Origin of the sequence: Marinomonas colpomeniae (assembly GCF_014803385.1) — a bacterium.
GTDB classification, from domain to species: domain Bacteria; phylum Pseudomonadota; class Gammaproteobacteria; order Pseudomonadales; family Marinomonadaceae; genus Marinomonas; species Marinomonas colpomeniae.
In genome coordinates, this window is sequence record NZ_JACYFC010000004.1 from 271,714 (window position 1) to 293,184 (window position 21,471).

A 21,471-nucleotide genomic window follows, 5' to 3' on the forward strand; every position below is an offset into this window, starting at 1 on the left:
AAAATATGTTAATCGACACGCATTGCCATTTGGATATGTTAGATCTGGCACCTTATGACAACGATATTAACGGGGCTATTGATGCTGCGTACCGCCAAGGTGTACGTCAATTATTAAGTATCTCTGTTGACCTTGAAAAAATGAATACTATTTTAGGCTTTACACAACGTAAGGGCGTTTATGCAAGTTGTGGCGTTCATCCACTTGAGAGTAAAGGCCTAATTACAGACGAGCTAATGTTGCGTGAATACGCTCAGAATCCTAATGTCATTGCGATAGGTGAAACTGGGTTGGATTATTTTTATGAAGCGTCTGATGAAGCTCATGAAGCTCAAAAAGTAAGTTTTATGCATCACCTAAAAGCTGCAGGAGATTTAGACTTACCCGTTATTGTTCATACTCGCAGCGCTCAAGAAGACACTCTTAACTTAATTAAAAAGCATGGTAATCCTAATTCAGCAGGTGTTCTACACTGCTTTACAGAGGATTATGCAATGGCTCAAGCGGCATTAGATGAAAACTACCTGATTTCTATTTCGGGTATTGTCACCTTCAAAACGGCTGAAGATCTAAAAGAAACAGTGCGTAAATTGCCGTTGGAGTCTTTGATTGTTGAAACAGACTCGCCATATCTTGCTCCAGTGCCTTACAGGGGGAAAAAAAATGAACCTAAATACGTGTCAGAAGTAGCGCAATATGTAGCTGACTTAAAAGGCATTCGTTATGAAGCCTTACTAGAGGCAACCGCTGAAAACTTCCACCGGGTGTTTAAACGAGCAAAATCTGAAAACCAACTAACACTTAGTCTATAAAATATAGGCGTGGCAGAACCAGAGTGTTAGTCTCAATATATTGTATTTATATAATTTTTTGGAAGACATACTTTCATCTTTCACAAGTCTAAGTTTATAGGGCTTGCAAAACACAAGGAAACCCATTGATGTCTAACATGGTTACTTCTTTACCATATCAAGCACTTGCTGCAAAAGTACCTAGCGATCATTTACCTTTTAAAACATTAAACGATATCGAACCTCTTAGTGGGATTTTAGGTCAAGAAAGAGCAGTTGAAGCGATTCAATTTGGGGTTGCTATGCAACGCCCTGGTTATAATATTTTTACAATGGGCGACTCTGGTACAGGGCGGTCTTCTTACGTTTTGAATTACCTGAAAAGTGAAGCGAAACGTCGTCCAGCGCCAAACGAATGGGCGTATGTAAATAATTTCACAGAAAGTCATCGTCCAAAAGCTCTTGAATTTGAACCAGGATTGGCTTCTGAATTTGATAAAGATATTCGAACATTAATCGATGGGTTAATGACAACTTTTCCTGCGGCTTTTGAAAACGCGTCTTATCAACAGCAAAAAAGCGTTATAGATCGTGCTTTCAATGATCAATATGAGAAGGCGATTAATAAAGTAGAGCGTGTTTCTGGGAAAATTGGCGTCGCTATGTTCCGTGATGCCTCTTCTGTGAGCTTTGCTCCGATGAAAGACGGCAAGGCTTTAGAAGAAAACGAATTTGCCGCGTTAACGGATGAAGAGCGGGACGTTTTTCAAGAAGGTGTTTCCACTCTTGAAGGTTTACTCAATGAAGAGTTATTAGGTCTGCCACAATGGAAACGTGCAACATACGAACAAATTCGTCAATTAAACTTAGATACAGTTAAAGAAGCATTAGATCCTTTAACGTCAGGCTTATTTGAAAAATACCAAGGTAATGTCGAAATTACAGCACACCTTACAGAGCTTAGAGCAGATTTAGACAAGACAATTATTGACCAAATGGCAGATGATAAAGCCTCTGAAAATCGTGATGAGATCGGTCGCCGCCAGTTTTACGAAGAACTATATCTACCAAATATTGCAATGACACATGATGCAAATAGTGGACAACCTGTTGTTTATGAATCGCATCCGACCTATCGCAACTTGTTTGGCCATGTGGAGCACAGCAGTGATCAAGGTATGTTGGTCACAAATTATCGTTTAATACGCTCTGGAAGCCTGCATGAGGCCAATGGCGGTTATTTGATATTGGATGCAGAAAAACTGTTAACAGATCATTACCTGTGGGAAGCATTAAAGCGTGCACTGAAAAGCAAAATGTTGAAAATTGAGCATCCTTATGCCGACATGGGGTTGATGAGTACTATGACATTATCACCCCAAGATTTACCTTTGCAGGTAAAAGTGGTGTTGATCGGCGCTCGTGATATTTACTATCTTCTACAAGATGCAGACCCAGATTTCCAAGAAATGTTTCGTGTTCTAGTGGATTTTGACGACACTCTAAAGCGCTCAAAAGAATCTGAATATTCATTTGCACGTCTAATGAAAGACCGTGTAGATAAAGAAGAATATGCCAATGTAACTCGTGATGGTGTCGCTGCTTTAATTGAATACAGTAGTCGTTTAGCAGAACATCAGCGTGAAATGGCCGCTAAAATTGGTGATGTCTTTGAGTTATTAGGTGAAGCTGATTTTGTTCGTCAAATGGCGAAAGATACTGAAATTACTGCTGATCATATTTCCCGAGCACTAAAAGCAAAAAAACACCGCACAGGTCGTGTTAGTGAAAAAATCATTGAAGAAATCATTGAAGGCACTGTGCTATTAGAAAGTGAAGGCCATTCTGTTGGTAAAATTAATGGCTTAACTGTGATGCAGATCGGTGACAGTAGTTTTGGTGCTCCAGCGCGCATTTCTACGACAGTTTATCCTGGTGGGAAAGGCATTATAGACATCGAACGAGAGTCAAACTTAGGGCAGAATATTCACTCGAAAGGTGTATTAATTCTATCTGGCTATCTTGGCAACAAATATGCACAGCGTTTTCCTTTGGATATCTCTGCGTCAATTGCCATGGAGCAAAGTTACGGTTATATCGATGGCGACAGCGCCTCTACGGCAGAGCTTTGTTGCTTGTTATCGGCTTTAATCCAAGTACCATTACGGCAAGACCTTGCTATTACCGGCTCATTAAACCAATACGGTGAAGTTCAAGCCATTGGTGGCGTAAACGAAAAAATAGAAGGTTTCTTTAATGTCTGTAATGCTCGAGGCCTAACAGGTTCTCAAGGCGTTATTGTTCCAAAGTCTAATGCAAATAACTTAATGCTGAATGACGACATTATTGAGGCGGTGAAAGACGGTAAGTTTCATGTTTACGCGATTTCAACCGCAGATGAGGCCCTGCATCTATTAACTGGCTTAGAGCCTGGCGTAGCGGATGAAGAAGGTGAATACCCTGAAGGTACTTTATCTGCAAGAGTCATTGAGCGCTTGGAAGAAATTGCAAATTTAGGTGAAGAGGAAGAAGAGCCTGAAGATGAGGAAGCGTCAGATAAAAAATCGGAGCCTGAAGTGAAATCCAAAAAATAGATGCTGTCGATAAAAAGCATTTAGAATAATCAAAAGATCAATGGTGAATTAGTGTTTGCCATTGGTCCTTTTTATTACTTGGGCGTCACAATCTAAATTAATTAATGAAAAAACAGTGTAATAGAGGTCTGTATTTTTAACATAAACGTAACTAGCCACTTCCTTACGTTTACTAGGTAAATGCCTTTTTAAGATAAGTGCTCTTTTGAATGTTTTGCCTTTTACATAGGCTTCAGCGCGTTTGTCTGATGACAATTTTGCGTCAAAATCACTGCATTCAGCGAATGCAGTTCCACTTATCGTTAAGCAAAATGTGACAAAGAAAATGTGCTTTAAATAAAAAATACTTAACTCCTGCTGACTCTCGATTGAATATTTTTCTGTTTTAAGTATCAAATCTTACATTAAATAAAAGAGATATTGGCCATAAAACGATTTTTCATGTGAAGAAATCGAAATGAATTTACAATTTACACCGTGTCTTTTTCAAACAGCATGGTATTTTAAAGGCTGTTTTATAAAGCAATCAATTTGCCTCATTTGATTGTGTGTTTTAAGTATGGAGTATTTTCATGAATAAGAAATTTCTAGCCGCGGCAATTTTATCATTTACCATGTCATCTGGTGTATTTGCCCACGGTCATTGTGATGAAACTGAACTACATGGCTACATGATGAATATTAAAGATGAGTTAAAACTGATGTCCGGAGATGTTAAGTCTGGGGATAATGAATCAGCTGCAATACGCGTCCAAACATTAATTTCTTATTTTGAAAAATCGAGCGAGGTAACACCAAATAAGTTCATGTCTGAACATTATGAAGGTGAGCAGTTAAAATTGCAGACAGCCGCATACGAAAAATCAATTAAAAAAATGATAGACACATTAAGCCGCTTGAAGATGGCCTTGATAGAAGATAATACTGAAGAGGTTAAAAAAATATTCGGGGAAATAGGCACACAGAGGAATACAGGGCATCAAACTTTTAAGTCAAATTGTTAACTCTTCTGGCTGACACCTGAATTCACTGTTACAATGCGCGCGATAAAGAGAGGATATTATGGCTCGTGTTAAAAAATCGCGCAGTATGCGTGGAAAACTTGGTAAAACTGGTTCAAAAGAAGCGATGAAAGAGCAAAACAAAGCTCGTAAGTCGTCTTCTACTCGTCGCTTTGCGACAAAAAAATCCAAGGAACGTAAAGAACAAGCACACAAAAAGCTTGATAGATTAGGTCTGCTCCCAGAAAAGCAAGCAGCAGGCGCTGTTGTACGTCCGCGACGTTTTGTGTTTGTAAAACCTATTGATGAAAATGAAGAACAAGACAAAAAAGTTGCAGCGGCAGAAGCGGCAGCATTAGCAAAGGGTATTAATCCTGATAGTGAAGAGCTTTCAGTAGATGAAGTATTGTCTGCTTTTACTGAAGGTCACTAAGTAAAACCAAACGAATAAATGTAAAATAAAAAAGGCTGCATTGATGTAGCCTTTTTTTATGCGTAAAAAAAACCATATAATAACAAATTAATGTACTTTGATTGTTCACATTCAATACTGGATTTCACCATTAGCCTGATCAATAATGACCACCTATATAAAGGGGAAAAATATGCGTTTATGGGTTGATGCGGATGCTTGTCCAAATGTAATTAAAACCATTCTTTTTCGTGCTGCAGAACGTGTTCAAATACAATGTATTTTAGTCGCTAATCAGGCAATTGCTATTCCTCCTTCAAAATGGATTGAGCGCCGAGTCGTTAGCTCTGGTTTTGATGTGGCCGATGATTATATTGTCGATAATATAGGTCCCACAGACCTTGTTGTTACCGCTGATATTCCACTTGCATCTGAAGTGATAGAAAAGGGTGCTTTGGCAATTAATCCACGAGGAGAGCTATATACAAAAGAAAATATTAAACAGCGTCTTGGAATGCGAGACTTTATGGAGCAAATGCGAGCATCAGGGTTACAAGGTGATGGACCTGCTACCTTTAACCAGCAAGACCGTATGGCGTTTGCAAATACGCTCGATAAACTTTTAGCCCAAAGAAAGATATGACCCATATCCCATTGAGAAATCTGAAAAGTGTTTGATAAATATTTTCCAGATTATTTAATTTTATAGGTAGATTTTTATGAAAAAAATCGTAGTCGTTGGTGGTGGTGCTGGAGGTTTGGAATTAGTTACCAAACTAGGCCAATCATTTGGTAAGAAAAACCAAGCTGAAGTTGTACTTATTGATAGAAGCCAAACACATATCTGGAAACCTTTGTTGCATGAAGTCGCCACGGGTTCGTTAGATATTAATAGTGATGGATTAAATTACAGAGCTCATGCCGCTAAACATCATTATCAGTTTCAATTAGGCACGTTAACTGACGTTAATCCAGAAAAAAAAGCACTTACTTTAGATTCTCTTTCCGATGATATGGGGCATATTGTATTGCCTGAACGTACCATAGAATATGATATTTTAGTGATGGCAGTTGGTAGTATAAGCAATGATTTCGGTACTCTAGGCGTGTCTGATTATTGTTACTTTCTTGACTCACATAAACAAGCAGAGCGTTTTCAACAAGCGCTTCTGAATCAGTTTTTACGGGTTCATCAGGAAGGGCAAGATGCCAAATTGAAGTTGGCTATTGTTGGCGGCGGCGCTACTGGTGTTGAACTGTCTGCCGAACTTTTTCATGTGGCTGACATGCTTAAAGCTTATGGTATGCCAGAGATGTCAGGTAAACGTGTTCATGTACAGCTCATTGAAGCTGGACCAAGAATTTTACCTGCGCTTCCAGAGCACATTGCATCTTTAGCCACAAAAGAACTTATTCGTTTAGGCGTTACGGTAAGTCAAGGCACTCGTGTTACACGTGCTTTCGATGGTGGTTTTGAAACCGCAGAAGAAGATAAAATTGAAGCTGATTTGATGATATGGGCTGCTGGCGTAAAAGCTCCAGATTTTGTTGCTAAAATAGAGGGCTTTGAGACAACTAGAAACAATCAAGTTCTAGTCAAAGGAACATTGCAAACAACAAACTTTGAAAATATCTATGTTATTGGTGATTGTTGTGCATGCCAACAAGCAGACGGTTCATTTGTTCCTCCTCGTGCTCAATCAGCACATCAAATGGCCTCTTTAGTGTTCAATAACATCAAGGCATCTTTTTTAAGTGAGCCACTTAAGGAGTATGTATATAAAGATTATGGTTCTTTGGTTAACCTTAGTCGATATAGCACGGTAGGGAGCTTAATGGGTAACCTTATGGGTGGCTCTATGTTCATTGAAGGTCGAATCGCTCGTTTTGTGTATGTGTCCTTGTATCGACTGCATTTGATCGCAATACACGGTTGGTTTAAAGCAACGGTTATTATGGCTGCTCAAAAGATTGGTAAAGTCGTGAAACCTAAACTAAAACTTCATTGATCTGATTTTTTTAATAGTCATACTTAGATTTAGAGTAAATATGAAACCGAGATTAAATTAGGTCTCGGTTTTTTTATATCTATTTAATGTAAAAAAATACTATTTTAGACAGTAAACACAGTTTAAGTGTTGTACTATACCTGCCTTTAAAATAAGCCTTTCTTTAACATATTTATAACTGCATATGGCTGATTTAAATCATTATTATCTTCATCAAACCAATTAGAATTTAACATAGAGGCGATTATGCAAGCGTATCAATGGGGTGTTTTTGCCATTGCTCTTGGCACTTTCGGAATAGGTACGACAGAATTCATGCCTATGGGGTTGTTACCTGTTATTGCCGACGGTGTAAATGCCTCGATCCCCGCAGCCGGTTTGTTGATCAGCGCTTATGCTATTGGTGTCATGATAGGTGCACCTTTGATTACTCTGTATTTAACTAAATACAGTCATAAAACCTCCTTGTTAGCATTAATGATTGTATTTGTATTAGGCAATGTACTGTCTGCATCCTCTATAAATTATGAAACCTTACTGTTTTCACGCATTGTTACAAGTCTCTCCCATGGTGCCTTTTTTGGCATCGGGGCTGTAGTTGCCATGAATTTAGCCCCATATCATAAAAAAGGGTCTGCCGTGGCATCGATATTTTTAGGATTAACCATAGCAAATATTATTGGTGTACCTATTACGACTTGGCTAGGTCAAAATTTTGACTGGCGTATCTCATTTGCCGTGACTGCTGTTTTAGGTGTGCTTGCCGTTATAGGCCTAAGCCGCAGTTTGCCAGCTATGCCCCCCATCGAAAAACCTAATGTTAGAAATGAGTTAAAAACCATAATGCAACCAGCGGCTTTACGAGCTTTTGCCACCACTGTAATGTGCGCAAGTTCAATGTTTACGCTTTATACCTACATTACTCCAATCATGAAAACCTTAGCTCAAGCTTCTGACAATGCCGTTGCCATTATGCTGATGTTAACAGGCGTGGGCTTTACTTTAGGTAACTATATCAGTGGTAAACTTACAGATAAATCACCTGATATGGCCTTGTTTATTTTTCTTAGTTTACAAGTTTTAGTGTTGCTGGTATTTCAATTCACATCAACCACAGTAATAGGGGCTAGTGTGACGGTTTTGCTCTGGGGCGTTGTTATATTTGGCAGCGGTCCACCATTGCAAATGCAAGTAATGAAAATAGCTGAGCAAGCACCTGGATTAGCGTCTTCTATTAATATAGGAGCATTCAATTTAGGTAATGCCTTCGGCGCAGCCTTAGGTGGTTTAGTGATTAGTGCTGGATTTGGTTTTTCTTGGATTCCAAGTGTGGCGGCTGTACTGTCTTTTATTGCTTTAATAATGGTTTGGCTAAACCGTCGTAAACCTACCAATCAGACAAATGAAAGTGTGGCTTAATATATAACTTTTGTCTAAAACTACAATGTAAATTACAAAATGGGTGTTTGGCTTGACTGCGTTAAAAAGTAAATTTTTTAAACTTAATAGACTTATCTTATTCATGGCTTTAACCGCTACGGTTATTACTTTTATCAATAGTCTGTATTCGAACTATCAAGTCCAAAAAGAACAATTAATTCTTCAAGCAATGGAAGTAAATAAAGCCTACGCAAAAAAACTTTCTGAGACAACTGACGTTTTTTTAACAGCATCCTTACAGCAGCTTGCTTACAGTGCTAAGAAAACCTCAGTCAAAATGAACAGTAGAGAAGCGCTAAAAGAAGAAGCTGAACGTCTCAAGTATCAAACGGATACCTTTAATTCTATTGTAATTAGTGATGCTAAAGGTATAGCCCAAGCGACATCACCAGAGACATTAGATTTGGTAGGAAAAAAACTGGTATCAACAGGCAGTTTGACAATATTAAAAGATCGAAAACTCAGTATCAGTGACCCATATATATCTTCTCTCAAAAATTTACTTCTTGTGATATCCGCCCCGATTTTTGATGACAATAAAAAATATTTAGGTTTTTTAGGTGGTACTATTTATCTCAAAAAAACAAATATTTTAAGCAGTATATTAGGCGAACACTATTATGAAAACGGTTCGTACATATATGTTATAGATAAGAATAAGCAGGTTCTTTATCACCCGAGCCAAAGTCGAATAGGTGCTTATGTTAATAACAATACAGGTATAGAGGAAATTGTTACTAAGAAAGAAGGAGGGATGTTGTTAACCAATAGTAATGGTATTGAGATGCTTGCAGGTTATGCAGAAGTACCAAGTACTGGTTGGGTTGTCATTACTCAAAGTCCCTTAGAATCTACGCAATTGCCTTTAACGGGTATTATGATGAAGGTAATTACACGCACTTTGCCCATGGCTTTTGCTGTATTTCTTTTTATCTGGATCTTTGCCCGAGCTATATCCCGACCACTTCAACAACTTACCGATAAAGCAAAACTCATCGATAGTCCTGAAGTCAGTAAAGACATTGAAAAAATAGATGCCTGGTATGTAGAAAGCTTAGGACTTAAAAGAGCTATTTTAAGCGGTATGAAACTGCTGCATAGGCAGATAGGTCAGCTTCAGCATGATGCGAAAACAGATCCGTTAACTAATACCAGTAATCGTAGAGCATTTCAGCTTAGACTTGAAAAACAAGCCTTATTAGAAACACCATTTTCTATTGTGGCATTGGACGTTGATCACTTTAAACACGTTAATGACAGTTATGGCCATAGTGTAGGCGATGAAGTTTTAAAACGCTTAGGTCTAATTATGACTCAATGCACTAAAGGTGATGATATGATCGCTAGAACTGGCGGAGAAGAATTTGCCATACTATTAAGTAATACACCTTTAGATAATGCTGTTATATTTGCCGAGAACTTACGCCTTACGATTAGTGAGGAGCTATTTAAAACAGTTGGTCATATTACTGTCTCTATTGGTATTGCAGCTTGGCCTAATGGATCCGTTAGTATTGATGAGACGTTATCATTAGCGGATAACGCGCTTTATGAAGCTAAAGATTTAGGCCGTAACCGTTGTGTTGTTACACGTTAATAGCAAAGCCTAATACAAGCGTAATGTATTAAGTAGCAATAAGTTAACGTATAACTCTATTTCCGATAATAACATTTATCGGAAATAGTGTTTGAATATACCACGCTGCTTTGATCTTAAATAATGCATCCTATGCTTTTAACCATGTTAACAAATCATGTAATGTGCTTACTTGATAAGTTGGTGTTATTTCTGTTGGGTGTGCTTTGTTATGGTGATTCAGCCAACAGGTATCAAAACCAAAATTATTACCACCTAAAATATCAGACTCTAATGTATCACCAACCATAAGTACTTGGTTTTTATCTGGTACTTCTGTGCCTTTATTTGTCATTTGTTCCAAAGCATGTTGAAAAATCAATGTATGTGGTTTCGCAACGCCAACAAGCTCGGAAATCACCACAGGAGAAAAGTACAGTTTAAAACCTGTACGTTCTAAGCGTATGGTCTGCAACTGAGCAAACCCATTCGTGATTATGCCCATCTTTATATTATTTTGATGTAAATACGTCACTAATTCTAACGCACCAGGTAATGGTTGGCAGATCTCGGCCATAGAGTCTAGAAACTGTGAATTCAATTCCTTAGCACTCACACCCAGTTTTTCGCTCCATTGTTTAAAGCGTCTGGTTTGTAACTGTTCTGCTGTGATTTGACCGTTCTGGTATTCCACCCACAAAGGTTTATTTACACTTTGGTATTCATCAAAGTCAGATTGTGAAAAATTGACTTCATATCGGGAGAACATGTTCTTTAAACCGGCAAAATTATCAAAATGAAAGATTGTTTCATCGGCGTCAAATAGTATCCATTTGTATTTCATTATCGTGTTTTTACTTCTATTTTCGATGGCTTAACAGGTGTAATCTCCATTAAGCGGAGTAATGTTCAGGATGCAATATCGGCGCTAAGGCAAGAATAAGCGCTTGGATGTAAATGCTTTCTCTTGTCGCGCTATTATTGGTTAATAAGCCAATAGCGCCACCTTGTTGTTTGATATTCGTGGTGTGAAAAATATCATCCATGACATCACCAAGTTCTTCGTTTCCTTGTAATCGCTTAAATATCTTATTAGGCAAAGGTAAGTTAGCAGAACGTCCTGTAGAAAGAATGCCGTTACTTGGTAAAATAGCGACATACGCGAAGGTCATTACGCCCTCCTCAAATTTATCTACACCGCCTTCCATGGCGACAAAATAATCTGCTGATTTTTGTGTATCTTGCTGGAAGCAATACTGAACTCGATTTTTAGCACCTAACCGTGTTTCAGCTTCTGTCATTGGTTGGTCTGAAACACCAGAAGGTGCATTCATACCGTTACAATGAATCGAATAAGCAGGAAATACAGCTTCAAATGCTTGTTTTGCCGCGTTTATTTTTACGGGATTGGTTGAACCAACACAAAGGTGAATAACCGTAGACACTATTTTCTCCATGATTTTCAATAAGTGAAGTTGATACAATGATATTAAAACCAAAAAGCCGCTATCGGGTGGAAAATAGCGGCTTGTTCGTATTTTTTAGTTCTTGTTTTTTAATACAGAGCAATCGTTATAAACACTAAAACAGAGCCGTTAAGCTTGGCCTTTGATAATTGGCGTATTACAAACAACATCCGCATTTTGTGCTCGGTGTCTTAGTAAATGGTCCATTATCGTCAAGGCCAGCATTGCTTCTGCAATGGGTGTTGCACGAATGCCAACGCAAGGGTCATGGCGGCCTTTGGTAACCACTTCAATAGCGTTACCTGCACGGTCAATACTGCGACCCGGAGTTGTAATACTGGATGTTGGTTTTAATGCCATGTGAACAACAATATCTTGCCCAGATGATATTCCACCTAATACGCCGCCAGCATGGTTGCTTAGAAAACCTTTTGGTGTCATCTCGTCTCGGTGTTCACTGCCCTTTTGTTCTACAACGGCAAAACCATCACCGATTTCAACGCCTTTTACCGCGTTAATACTCATCATTGCTTTGGCTATGTCTGCGTCTAAACGATCAAACACCGGTGCACCTAAACCAGGCATTAAATTCTTTGCTATGACGGTGATCTTAGCGCCGACAGAATCTTGTTCACGGCGTAATGCCGTCATGTATTCCTCAAGTTCTGGAATCGCATCTGGATCTGGGCTGAAAAAGCTGTTTTTGTAAACTTGGCTCAGGTCTTTCACTTCAAGCTTAATTGGACCAAGCTGAGACAAAAAGCCTTGAATCTCGATACCAAATTGTTGTTTTAGATATTTCTTAGCAATTGCGCCCGCGGCAACACGCATAGCTGTTTCACGTGCAGATGAACGACCGCCACCTCGATAATCACGGAAGCCATATTTTTGATCGTAAGTATAATCAGCGTGAGCAGGACGAAACGTATCGGCAATGTTGCCATAATCTTTTGAACGCTGGTCTGTATTTTCGATCTGCAAACCAATTGGCGTACCTGTTGTTTTGCCTTCAAAGACACCGGAAAGGATTTTGACTTGATCCGGTTCTTTACGTTGCGTCGTATGCTTGGACGTACCGGGTTTGCGAAGGTCTAAATCATGTTGCAAATCTTCTTCACAAATCTCGATACCCGGAGGACATCCATCAACAATCGCGCCCAACGCAATACCATGACTTTCACCAAAGGTAGTGACTTTAAAAAGTGTTCCAAATGTATTACCAGACATAATTATTTTTGCTCTTGTAATAGTTCGCTTAATTGTTCTTTTGTTAGGATAAACACCCCGTTTCCACCCTGTTCCAACTCAACCCACATAAAAGGAATGTTTGGATAGGCTTCTTGTAATGCCACTTCGGTGTTCCCTACTTCGTATACTAATATACCGTCATCTTGTAGATAATGCGCGGCTTGAGCCAAGAATTCGTGAGTGAAGTTAAGACCATCATCACCAGAGGCTAAAGCTAATTCAGGTTCATTATGAAACTCTGCAGGCGCATTCTGAAAATCTTCCGCGTCCACATAAGGTGGATTACAGATGATTAAATCATATTGTTTACCTGCTAAGTTTTTAAACATATCTGAATGAATCGCTTGAACGCGTTCTTCTACTTGGTGACGTAGAATGTTTTGGTTAGCGACTAATAAAGCACTTTCACTGATATCAGAAAGGTCGACTTGAGCATCATCAAACACCAAAGCGGCTGCAATGCCTAAACAACCAGAGCCAGTACACATATCCAAAATATTTAATGGATAGCCTTTTAGCCAAGGTTCAAATTCACTTTCGAGCAAAGACATAATTGGAGAACGAGGAATCAAGGTGTCTTTCGTCACATTAAAAGGCAACCCCATAAACCAAGCTTCACCAAGTAAATACGGCAATGGCTCACGTTTCGTAATGCGGGTTTGTACTAGCTTTAAAATGTGTTTTTTCTCGTTGTACGTCAGTGCACAATCCAGCATATCACGGTCAAAATCAATTGGAAGCTTGAGCGCTCCCATCACTAAATGAACGGCTTCATCCCAAGCATTATCAGTACCATGACCATAAAATAAGTCTGCTTTATTAAAGCGACTGAATGTCCAACGAATAAAATCTTTAATACTAGATAAATCTCGAACAGCGGATTGTCGATAGCTCATTATGTTTTCTTATATGTTCTTATGCGTTTTTAAATAGTGAACAACAATGCGATGTTCTGAATGAATCGTATTATAGCGACTATTTTACTGCGGCTCTATCTTTGCGATTAGGAATACAAAGAAAATGGAGTGAAGATGCTTTTACTGAATTAAAATAGCACTCAATTAAAGTGCTATTTCGTTAAAACGACACTGGATTAAAGCGGCAGCCTTAATCCAGTGTTGTCACATTATTGAAAGTTCGTGGTATTCATTATCTTGGTTGCCATTTCGACACCAAACTCTTTTGCTAACTCTTTCCAAGGTTCTTCTTTCACCTGGTAATAAATAGGTTCTGCTTCAGGAAAACGCGAATTTAACAGCTGACTAGTGCTTGAAAGTCCGTCGATAAGGCCAATTTTAATGGCTTGAGAGCCAGTAAAAATCATGCCAGAAAACACATCGTCCGTAATGGTTAATCGATCACCACGGCCTTCTTTTACTGCATGAATGAATTGCTGATGTGTTTCATCAAGCACGGCTTGCCACTTTACTTTGGCCTCTTGCGTCATTGGCGCAAAAGGGTCTAAAAAGGCTTTGTTACGACCCGCTGTAAAGGTTCGTCTTTCTACGCCAATTTTCTCAAGTAAGCTAGTAGCGTCAAAACCTGATGAAATAACACCAATGGAACCTACTAAACTGGCTTTGTCTGCGTAAATTTCATGGGCAGCAGAAGCAATGTAATAACCACCAGAAGCGGCCATGTCTTCTACGACGACAATGACAGGAACATTAGGGTGCAATTGCTCTTTCGCACGAATAGCATCGTAAATAATGCCTGAATGAACAGGACTTCCACCAGGGCTGTTCATTTCAATAATGACGCCTTCAAGATTGCTATTTTGATAAGCACTATCAAGTAACTCAACAAATTCAAGAGACTCTATTTCTGAACCTGCGCCAATCACGCCGCGCATAGGAATCATGGCAACGACTTTTTCATCTAAACTCACTTCTTCAAAGTTAGATGTAAAAAACCAGCTTCCAAGTAAAGCTAGTGTGATGGCGAGTGTTGTTAGACGGAAGAAGATCTTCCAGCGTCTGCCTCGACGTTTCTCTATTAAACTGTCGCTAAGCGTTTTTTCTAACAATGTCCAAATGGCTGTATTAGGGTCGAGACGTTCTTGTTCTTGATTTGTTACTCCTTCATCGTCGATCCCTGTATCGTCAATGCTTTGAGCTTGTACTGATGCGCTTTTCTCAAGCGCTTTCTTTTTATCTTCGTCTTCTGTCCAACTCATTATTTATAGTCCTAAAACATTTTTCAATTGGTTAAAATTATTTATTAATGCATGTGGTTGACACGCTTTTAGGCGTAATTCATCGTGTGCACCATAGGTTACCCCAATGCTTTTCATACCTGCATTAGTTGCCATGTTTAAATCGTATTCTGTGTCTCCCACCATGATGGCCTGCTCTGGCAAAAGGTTTAATTCTGTCAGTATTTGTTCAAGCATAAGCGGATCAGGTTTAGAAAGTGCTTCGTCTGCGCAACGGGATGTAACAAAATAATCTCTTGTATTGCTCAGGGCCATTACTCGGTCTAAACCTCGTCGGCTTTTCCCTGTGGCCACAGCCATTTTTAAACCTGCGCTTTTAATCGTATTTAAAGTCTCTATAACACCTGCATAGGCATCGGGTGGCGTTTGATCTGTGGCAACAAAATTGTGTTTATAGTGTTCTATTATAATATTTTGTTCTTCTGTAGAGAGTTCTGGCCAAATAACATCAACCGCTTTGTCTAAAGATAACCCAATGATATTTTTAACATCATCATGTTTACGTTGAGGTGCGTTTGCTAACTTGCCAGCATGAAGCATGCTAAAGCAAATTTTATCGATGGAATCAAATAAAGTACCGTCCCAATCAAAAATTACCAACTTAACCATAGATACCTCTTAAGAATGATGTGGCGAAAGTGTACCATAGCGATAAATTACAATATAAGGACAAGTCATGACTTCTGGTTATACATTTGAGCAACTTAGCATTGACCAAAGCGTCGAATTTCGAAAAGTAGTCACCGAATCGGATGTGCAAGCATTTGCTGACGTAACAGGCGATACGAACCCTGTTCACTTGGATGCAGAATACGCAGCGACAACTTCATTCGGCCAACCAATTGCCCACGGCATGCTGACGGCTGGCTTTATATCCGCTGCGATTGGTACTCAATTACCAGGGTCGGGGTGCATTTATTTAGAACAGACATTGAAGTTTCGTGCCCCTGTTTTTATCGGAAAAGAAGTTGTGACAACAGTAACGGTGACGGATTTGAATGAGCGTCGTCGTCGAGCGACACTTAAAACCGTATGTGAATGCGATGGAAAAGTCGTAGTAACAGGCGAAGCAACTATCATGTTACCTGCTGCGTAAATCTTTTTCTAATACATAAAAAAGAGCGAAACCGTTTGGTTTCGCTCTTTTTTGACTAGACCTTACTGATATACCTTGAATCGATATTCCAATAAGTTCTCAGTTACATAGACATTACGATGCGTCCTGTAATTTCACCTTTTTCCATGTCTCCGAAAATGTCGTTAATATCTTCAAGTTTTTTCTCTTCTATAATGGCTTTTACCTTGCCACGAGCTGCGAATTCTAAACATTCTTCAAGGTCTTTTCGTGTGCCAACAATAGAACCAACCACACTCACGCCATTCAGTACGGTATTGAAGATAGGCAATGGCATGTCTTCTGGAGGCAAACCAACCAATACACATTTTCCTCCACGACGTACTACATCATAGCTTTGTCTAAATCCTGCCTTGCTGACAGCAGTACAAACACTGGCATGCACGCCACCTGTTTTTTCTAGAATATCGTCGACGACATCGTCTGTCTTAAAGTCAAAGTAACATTCTGCGCCAAGTTGCATTGCAAGGCCTCGCTTGGCATTACCTGTGTCTACAGCGACTACTCGTAAGCCCATGGCAACGGCGTATTGAACCGCTAAATGGCCTAAACCGCCAATACCAAATATCGCCACCCAATTGCCTGGTTTGGCATCAGATACTTTTAGCGCTTTATAGGTTGTTACGCCTGCGCAAAATAACGGTGCAGCTTCTACGTAATCAAGATTATCAGGGACTTTCACAACGTATTCAGCATGAGCCGCGCAATATTCAGCATAACTACCATTTACAGAATAACCTGAATTTTGCTGAGACAAACACAAGTTTTCATCTCCGCTTAAACAGTATTCACAATGACCACAAGCACTGTATAACCATGGAATGCCGACACGATCACCATTTTTAAGGTGAGTCACTGCACTGCCCACTTCAACTATTTCTCCTACTCCTTCGTGACCTGGAACAAAAGGTAAAGATGGTTTAACTGGCCAATCGCCATGGCAAGCATGTAAGTCGGTATGACAAACGCCACATGCATGAATTTTAACAAGGATCTGATGGGGCTCTATTTTTGGTTTTGCGATATCTTCGATTTTCAAAATAGAACCGAATGTACTAGCAACAGCTGCTTTCATAATAGTCTCCTTGGTGAATAAACTTCTTATCATGATGTTAGCTGGATTAACAAAATAAAGAACAGACCTAGATCAAGTTTTTATCCGATTAGATTCACTAATCGCAATGCTTTTCCTTAATTTAGGGATATAATGAAAATATACGTCATGTTAATAAAAAAGGTGGGATTTGCTATAAAGTAGGCTTATATTAATGATGTATAAAGTTATTAAAAATACGTCAGCATATATTAAGGTTTTTATGAAAATCCAATTACTTATGATCATTGCCGTGATTGCATCGTCTTTGTTGACGATCTCTCAGCGTGTTAGTGCTCAAGAAACAAGTCAATTGCGTTGGTTAGAGCCTACTGTAGAACAAAGATTTAATGAAGTTTCTGTTCCAGATAAAGATCATGGTTCAGATAATAGTTATGTCACTTATACGTATTTTGACATCAATGTTTTAATACCTGATACGTCTGATTTTTTTTATTATCACTTCCCAACAACTAGTAAAACCAATCGTCACACTCATCCAAGAGCGCCTCCTTTTTCATTGATATAACTCACCCTTTATTTGTACTTTTAATTTTATTTTAATTGGGGTTTCATCATGAAAACACTAACTTACGTGTCTACAAAAAGCGTTAATGAACTTACTTGGCCTACTACGACTGACAACATCACTACTTATTCTCCTGCTTTGACTGTCTTTACTGATTTCTATGTTGCTGGCCCTCGTGTTATTGAATCTAATACGCCTGCGGATGAATTGGTTCAGTTGATGAAGAAAGAGCATGTGCGTATGAAAATCGTTGTGGATGCAGAAAACCATTTTATAGGGGTGATCAGTCTAGAGGATTTGTCTGAAGATAAGTTCATCAAGCGAGTTGCGGACGGCTATAAACGTTCTGAATTGATCGTGGCAGATTTAATGAGGTCAAAAGAGTCTTTACTTGCGTTATCTTATTCATCTCTTAAACGTTCTGATATAGAGTCACTTCTCTATAGTCAAAAAGATAATAATTATCAGCATTTATTAGTTATTGATGAAGAAAGTAAAACCATACGAGGCGTAATTTCATCCAATGATATTGCTCGTCAACTGCGTTTAGATATTGATGTGTCTTTTTCCAATTTTGCTCAAACGTATGAAAGTGCGATTCTTGGCCATAAGGTCTCAATGAGAAAACTAAAAGTAGCTTAAGATGCAACAACAGGAACACGTATAACTGTAGTAGAAAATATGTACATAGAATCGCCATACTTTGACCCTAATAAGGATAAAAGTATGGCTTTTTTATGCTTATTTTTTTTCTATCCAGTAGTAATAAATATCGTCTTCTTGTTCTTGATTGATTAGTTGGTGACCAAGAAACTGGCAAAACTTAGGAATATCACGTGTTGTTGAAGGGTCTGTTGCGATCACTTTTAATATTTGTTTCGATGCTAATTTTCGCATTTCTACGTGTAACATCATCACAGGTTCTGGACAAAGTAAATCTGTGGCATCAAGCAAGGCTTGGTGTTCCATAAAATATCTCTCATTCTAATCGTAAATGTAGCGAATTATATAAGTTCGGTTCGCTATTCTATTTTTAAGCGTTCATGTGGTCTTATCAAGCCAGTTCTGAGTAATACTCGCCAACTCTGAAATCGTTTCCGTTATGTTTGTATTTTGTTTTTTTAGTGTTTTGAAATCGTGATCGGCGCCTTCAATCCACACTATTCGAACATTGGCAGGTAACGTCTGTTTATTCACCCATTCGCGGGAGCCAAGTTGGTCTCTCGTTCCTTGAATAATAAGGCATGGCACTTGAAGGTTATCTAAAAAAGCCAATCGGTGTTTTTCTGGCTTACCTGAGGGGTAAAATGGAAAACCAAAACAAACGATGCCTTTTACCATCGATAAATTGGATAATTGCGTTGCTACACGCCCCCCCATTGATTTACCTGCAACAATACAAGCACCCTCATTTTTTATGTACTCTGCAAACTCCGGAACCAATGTAGGAAAACGAGGCGGCGGCCTTCTTTTTGCCGTAATTTCCTGTTCTTTCATATAAGAGAAAGTAACAGGAACGATGGCTTGCTTACCTTGTTCTGAGATGGCATGGCAAAGCTGGCTTAAAAAAGCATTGCTATGCCCTGCTCTAGCACCATGGGCTAAGTAAAAAGGGATGTTTTTCATAATATAAATGATCAGTTTTAAACTGTCTATTAGAGCAGACCCTTTAAATAGTTAGAACCTTTGTCAAAGTCATTTTAATCAAAATGACTTTCTTAATCGAGCTAATTCCTTGATCTGGATCAGAAAGTAAAAATAACAAATGCGTAAACTCTTATTAGAAAATTTAATAGGAATGCATCATGATCTGGGACTCCTCGCTTATTGATAAGTATAACTTATCTGGACCACGCTATACTTCTTATCCGACGGCTCCACAATTTGATTCTGGCGTTAGTAAAATAGCCTTGATTGAAAAAATGTTATTGCCGTCCGAAGCTCCTCTTAGCTTGTATTTCCATATTCCGTTTTGTGCTCACCTTTGTTACTACTGTGCTTGCAATAAGATAGTGACAAAGCAATACGAAAAAGGAGCCGAATACGTTGAGCTACTTGGTGAAGAAATGCGCTTACGTAGCCTGATGCTAGATCACACTAGAGATATTACACAGCTTCATTTTGGAGGTGGTACACCAACCTTCTTAACTGAAGATCTGATTCTAGAATTGTTTAATAACATCAAGCAACACTTCAATCTTATTAATGATGGGACGCAAGATTACAGTATTGAAATTGACCCTCGCGAAATTAGCCGCTCTAAGCTTCAGCTATTAACTGAAATGGGAATAAATAGAATCAGTATTGGTGTTCAGGATTTTGATCATAAAGTGCAAGAAAGCATACATCGTATTCAACCTATAGAAATGGTAACTGCCTTGGTGAACGAGGCTCGTGAAATGGGCATTAAATCTATTAACTTTGATTTAATTTACGGCTTACCTTATCAAACTCTAGAAGGCTTTAGAGATACACTAGATAAAGTGATTGCCTTATCTCCTGAACGCATATCTGTTTTTAATTATGCGCATCTACCTGAACGCTTTCCTGCTCAAAAACGGATATCAGATGACAGTTTACCTAATTCCGATATCAAACTTGAGTTACTAAAAATGACCATCGAATATTTGATTGATGCTGGTTATGAGTACATTGGTATGGATCATTTTGCCAAACCAAGTGATAGTTTAGCGATAGCTCAAAAACAGGGTCTGTTACAACGGAATTTCCAAGGCTATACAACTCATTCAGGCACGGATTTAGTTGCTTTTGGTGTTTCAGCTATCAGTGATTTACATGGTATCTACATACAGAATCATACTGACTTATCGAAATATAGAAGTGCGATAGAAAAAGGGCAATTAGCCATTAATAAAGGTTATATAAGTGATTTTGACGATAGAGTACGGCATCAGGTAATTATGACGTTAATTTCTTCATTTCAACTAGACTATCAGCAAATTGAAGAGCAGTATAACATTAGCTTTGTCGAATATTTCGCTGAAGAAATGGATGATCTTATACCTATGATTGAAGATGGTATGATAGAAATATTTAAAAGTGGAATGCAGACCACTTTAAACGTAACAGATAAAGGACGATTACTTATTCGTTGTATCTGTATGGTTTTCGATAAATATCTAAACAACAATATAAAATATTCAAAAGTTATCTAGATCAAGTTTAGGGAGCACTACATGTCAGCACACACGCAGTCACGATTTAATAGCACGCTTACTTCACAATGCCAAAATTGTAGCTTAAGCGCTTTGTGTCTACCTCTTGCTTTAGCGGATGAAGATATTACGAAGCTAGATCAAATTATTGAACGTAAGAAACCGCTCAAAAAAGGTGAATTTTTATTTCGACAAGGCGATGTATTTGACTCTGTTTATGCCGTTCGATCTGGTACTTTAAAAACATTTAATATTACGGCTTACGGTGAAGAGCAAATTACAGGCTTCTATTGCCCTAGTGAATTAGTTGGATTAAGTGGTATTGATTCAAACGCCTATCCTGTTTCAGCAAAAGCATTAGAAACAACAACGGTGTGTGAAATTCCATTTAGTCATTTAGAAGAACTATCTTCTCAAATCCCTTCTTTAAAACATCAAATATTTAAAGTGATGAGTCGAAAAATATCTGATGATCAACAAATGATGGTCTTACTTGGTAAGAAGAATGCAGATGAAAAAGTAGCATCATTTCTTTTAAACCTATCAAATCGTTTCAAGAAACGTGGCTATTCAGCAACCTCTTTTCGCTTGTCTATGTCTCGTGGAGAAATCGGTAACTACCTTGGTTTGGCAGTAGAAACCGTCAGTCGAGTAATTACTCGCTTTCAAAAAAATGAGCTAATCCATGTCGATGGTAAAGAAATTGAGATAGTTGATTTGCCAGAAATGCAAAAACTCGTTGGGGTTGCCAGTGATTGTGGTAAGATCGCCCACATTTAATTGATA

At 38.6% G+C, this 21,471-nt stretch carries 22 protein-coding genes; 13 read left to right on the forward strand and 9 right to left on the reverse strand.

The genetic code is table 11. The features are described from left to right. The first annotated feature begins 5 nt into the window (after positions 1 to 5). The 8 genes from IF202_RS13295 (at position 6) to IF202_RS13330 (ending at position 9,844) form a co-directional block, all read left to right on the forward strand. The gene (locus IF202_RS13295; RefSeq protein ID WP_191595399.1) at positions 6 to 812 is read left to right on the forward strand and encodes a TatD family hydrolase; all 807 of its coding nucleotides are present in this window, start codon (positions 6 to 8) and stop codon (positions 810 to 812) included. Positions 813 to 940: 128 nt separating this feature from the next. After that, positions 941 to 3,385 (forward strand): Lon protease family protein, encoded by a 2,445-nt coding sequence (locus tag IF202_RS13300; RefSeq protein WP_191595400.1) that lies wholly within the window; start codon positions 941 to 943, stop codon positions 3,383 to 3,385. A 572-nt stretch (positions 3,386 to 3,957) separates the two neighbouring features. Continuing rightward, on the forward strand, positions 3,958 to 4,389 hold the full coding sequence (locus IF202_RS13305; protein WP_191595401.1) for a cytochrome b562: 432 nt from the start codon (positions 3,958 to 3,960) through the stop codon (positions 4,387 to 4,389). Between the two features lie 58 nt (positions 4,390 to 4,447). Further along, entirely contained in the window at positions 4,448 to 4,819 is a 372-nt protein-coding gene (locus tag IF202_RS13310) for a hypothetical protein (protein ID WP_191595402.1), read from the forward strand. Between the two features lie 172 nt (positions 4,820 to 4,991). Further along, complete coding sequence (locus IF202_RS13315) at positions 4,992 to 5,441, forward strand: YaiI/YqxD family protein (RefSeq protein WP_191595403.1); 450 nt, start codon at positions 4,992 to 4,994, stop codon at positions 5,439 to 5,441. Positions 5,442 to 5,517: 76 nt separating this feature from the next. Further along, complete coding sequence (locus IF202_RS13320; RefSeq protein ID WP_191595404.1) at positions 5,518 to 6,807, forward strand: NAD(P)/FAD-dependent oxidoreductase; 1,290 nt, start codon at positions 5,518 to 5,520, stop codon at positions 6,805 to 6,807. A gap of 246 nt (positions 6,808 to 7,053) precedes the next feature. Continuing rightward, positions 7,054 to 8,226, forward strand: coding sequence for an MFS transporter (locus IF202_RS13325; RefSeq protein WP_191595405.1), 1,173 nt, complete (start codon positions 7,054 to 7,056; stop codon positions 8,224 to 8,226). 52 nt (positions 8,227 to 8,278) lie between these two features. After that, positions 8,279 to 9,844 carry a sensor domain-containing diguanylate cyclase gene (locus tag IF202_RS13330; protein ID WP_191595406.1) on the forward strand — a complete coding sequence of 522 codons (1,566 nt, stop codon included), beginning with the start codon at positions 8,279 to 8,281 and terminating at the stop codon, positions 9,842 to 9,844. 130 nt (positions 9,845 to 9,974) lie between these two features. Here the strand turns inward: IF202_RS13330 and yjjG are convergent, their stop codons facing one another. The 6 genes from yjjG to IF202_RS13360 form a co-directional block, all read right to left on the reverse strand. Further along, positions 9,975 to 10,667, reverse strand: a complete 693-nt coding sequence (gene yjjG / locus IF202_RS13335) for a pyrimidine 5'-nucleotidase (protein WP_191595407.1) — start codon at positions 10,665 to 10,667, stop codon at positions 9,975 to 9,977. 49 nt (positions 10,668 to 10,716) lie between these two features. Next, on the reverse strand, positions 10,717 to 11,268 hold the full coding sequence (yjjX, locus tag IF202_RS13340) for an inosine/xanthosine triphosphatase (RefSeq protein ID WP_328797228.1): 552 nt from the start codon (positions 11,266 to 11,268) through the stop codon (positions 10,717 to 10,719). Positions 11,269 to 11,418: 150 nt separating this feature from the next. Beyond that, positions 11,419 to 12,516: a chorismate synthase gene (gene aroC, locus IF202_RS13345; RefSeq protein WP_191595408.1), complete on the reverse strand. Its 1,098-nt coding sequence runs from the start codon at positions 12,514 to 12,516 to the stop codon at positions 11,419 to 11,421. 2 nt (positions 12,517 to 12,518) lie between these two features. After that, positions 12,519 to 13,433: a 50S ribosomal protein L3 N(5)-glutamine methyltransferase gene (prmB, locus tag IF202_RS13350; RefSeq protein WP_191595409.1), complete on the reverse strand. Its 915-nt coding sequence runs from the start codon at positions 13,431 to 13,433 to the stop codon at positions 12,519 to 12,521. A gap of 230 nt (positions 13,434 to 13,663) precedes the next feature. Beyond that, positions 13,664 to 14,713 (reverse strand): signal peptide peptidase SppA, encoded by a 1,050-nt coding sequence (gene sppA / locus IF202_RS13355; protein WP_191595410.1) that lies wholly within the window; start codon positions 14,711 to 14,713, stop codon positions 13,664 to 13,666. A 3-nt stretch (positions 14,714 to 14,716) separates the two neighbouring features. Continuing rightward, complete coding sequence (locus IF202_RS13360; protein WP_191595411.1) at positions 14,717 to 15,361, reverse strand: HAD-IA family hydrolase; 645 nt, start codon at positions 15,359 to 15,361, stop codon at positions 14,717 to 14,719. A gap of 67 nt (positions 15,362 to 15,428) precedes the next feature. Between IF202_RS13360 and IF202_RS13365 the strand changes: the two genes are divergently transcribed. Beyond that, entirely contained in the window at positions 15,429 to 15,848 is a 420-nt protein-coding gene (locus IF202_RS13365) for a MaoC family dehydratase (RefSeq protein ID WP_191595412.1), read from the forward strand. Between the two features lie 103 nt (positions 15,849 to 15,951). On the opposite strand, the gene adhP is transcribed toward IF202_RS13365, so the two are convergent. Continuing rightward, the gene (adhP, locus tag IF202_RS13370) at positions 15,952 to 16,962 is read right to left on the reverse strand and encodes an alcohol dehydrogenase AdhP (protein ID WP_191595413.1); all 1,011 of its coding nucleotides are present in this window, start codon (positions 16,960 to 16,962) and stop codon (positions 15,952 to 15,954) included. A 241-nt stretch (positions 16,963 to 17,203) separates the two neighbouring features. Here adhP and IF202_RS13375 point away from each other — a divergent pair, with 241 nt between their 5' ends. Both IF202_RS13375 and IF202_RS13380 read left to right on the forward strand, forming a co-directional pair. Next, on the forward strand, positions 17,204 to 17,509 hold the full coding sequence (locus IF202_RS13375) for a hypothetical protein (RefSeq protein ID WP_191595414.1): 306 nt from the start codon (positions 17,204 to 17,206) through the stop codon (positions 17,507 to 17,509). A gap of 48 nt (positions 17,510 to 17,557) precedes the next feature. After that, on the forward strand, positions 17,558 to 18,151 hold the full coding sequence (locus tag IF202_RS13380) for a CBS domain-containing protein (RefSeq protein ID WP_191595415.1): 594 nt from the start codon (positions 17,558 to 17,560) through the stop codon (positions 18,149 to 18,151). 99 nt (positions 18,152 to 18,250) lie between these two features. Here the strand turns inward: IF202_RS13380 and tusA are convergent, their stop codons facing one another. Together tusA and IF202_RS13390 are read right to left on the reverse strand one after the other, a co-directional pair. After that, positions 18,251 to 18,478, reverse strand: a complete 228-nt coding sequence (gene tusA / locus IF202_RS13385; RefSeq protein WP_191595416.1) for a sulfurtransferase TusA — start codon at positions 18,476 to 18,478, stop codon at positions 18,251 to 18,253. 72 nt (positions 18,479 to 18,550) lie between these two features. After that, positions 18,551 to 19,135 (reverse strand): alpha/beta family hydrolase, encoded by a 585-nt coding sequence (locus IF202_RS13390; RefSeq protein ID WP_191595417.1) that lies wholly within the window; start codon positions 19,133 to 19,135, stop codon positions 18,551 to 18,553. A 179-nt stretch (positions 19,136 to 19,314) separates the two neighbouring features. On the opposite strand from IF202_RS13390, the gene hemN reads away from it, so the two are divergent. Both hemN and fnr read left to right on the forward strand, forming a co-directional pair. Further along, a complete protein-coding gene (hemN, locus tag IF202_RS13395; RefSeq protein WP_191595418.1) occupies positions 19,315 to 20,685 on the forward strand; it encodes an oxygen-independent coproporphyrinogen III oxidase in 1,371 nt (456 codons plus the stop codon). Between the two features lie 21 nt (positions 20,686 to 20,706). After that, positions 20,707 to 21,465 (forward strand): fumarate/nitrate reduction transcriptional regulator Fnr, encoded by a 759-nt coding sequence (gene fnr, locus IF202_RS13400; protein WP_191595419.1) that lies wholly within the window; start codon positions 20,707 to 20,709, stop codon positions 21,463 to 21,465. Positions 21,466 to 21,471: the final 6 nt, after the last annotated feature.

Coding starts and splice junctions, on each gene's coding strand:
- IF202_RS13295 (WP_191595399.1), top strand. CDS start 6: ATGTTAATCGACACGCATTGCCATTTGGATATGTTAGATCTGGCACCT.
- IF202_RS13300 (WP_191595400.1), top strand. CDS start 941: ATGTCTAACATGGTTACTTCTTTACCATATCAAGCACTTGCTGCAAAA.
- IF202_RS13305 (WP_191595401.1), top strand. CDS start 3,958: ATGAATAAGAAATTTCTAGCCGCGGCAATTTTATCATTTACCATGTCA.
- IF202_RS13310 (WP_191595402.1), top strand. CDS start 4,448: ATGGCTCGTGTTAAAAAATCGCGCAGTATGCGTGGAAAACTTGGTAAA.
- IF202_RS13315 (WP_191595403.1), top strand. CDS start 4,992: ATGCGTTTATGGGTTGATGCGGATGCTTGTCCAAATGTAATTAAAACC.
- IF202_RS13320 (WP_191595404.1), top strand. CDS start 5,518: ATGAAAAAAATCGTAGTCGTTGGTGGTGGTGCTGGAGGTTTGGAATTA.
- IF202_RS13325 (WP_191595405.1), top strand. CDS start 7,054: ATGCAAGCGTATCAATGGGGTGTTTTTGCCATTGCTCTTGGCACTTTC.
- yjjG (WP_191595407.1), bottom strand. CDS start 10,667: ATGAAATACAAATGGATACTATTTGACGCCGATGAAACAATCTTTCAT.
- aroC (WP_191595408.1), bottom strand. CDS start 12,516: ATGTCTGGTAATACATTTGGAACACTTTTTAAAGTCACTACCTTTGGT.
- prmB (WP_191595409.1), bottom strand. CDS start 13,433: ATGAGCTATCGACAATCCGCTGTTCGAGATTTATCTAGTATTAAAGAT.
- sppA (WP_191595410.1), bottom strand. CDS start 14,713: ATGAGTTGGACAGAAGACGAAGATAAAAAGAAAGCGCTTGAGAAAAGC.
- IF202_RS13360 (WP_191595411.1), bottom strand. CDS start 15,361: ATGGTTAAGTTGGTAATTTTTGATTGGGACGGTACTTTATTTGATTCC.
- IF202_RS13365 (WP_191595412.1), top strand. CDS start 15,429: ATGACTTCTGGTTATACATTTGAGCAACTTAGCATTGACCAAAGCGTC.
- adhP (WP_191595413.1), bottom strand. CDS start 16,962: ATGAAAGCAGCTGTTGCTAGTACATTCGGTTCTATTTTGAAAATCGAA.
- IF202_RS13375 (WP_191595414.1), top strand. CDS start 17,204: ATGAAAATCCAATTACTTATGATCATTGCCGTGATTGCATCGTCTTTG.
- IF202_RS13380 (WP_191595415.1), top strand. CDS start 17,558: ATGAAAACACTAACTTACGTGTCTACAAAAAGCGTTAATGAACTTACT.
- tusA (WP_191595416.1), bottom strand. CDS start 18,478: ATGGAACACCAAGCCTTGCTTGATGCCACAGATTTACTTTGTCCAGAA.
- IF202_RS13390 (WP_191595417.1), bottom strand. CDS start 19,135: ATGAAAAACATCCCTTTTTACTTAGCCCATGGTGCTAGAGCAGGGCAT.
- hemN (WP_191595418.1), top strand. CDS start 19,315: ATGATCTGGGACTCCTCGCTTATTGATAAGTATAACTTATCTGGACCA.
- fnr (WP_191595419.1), top strand. CDS start 20,707: ATGTCAGCACACACGCAGTCACGATTTAATAGCACGCTTACTTCACAA.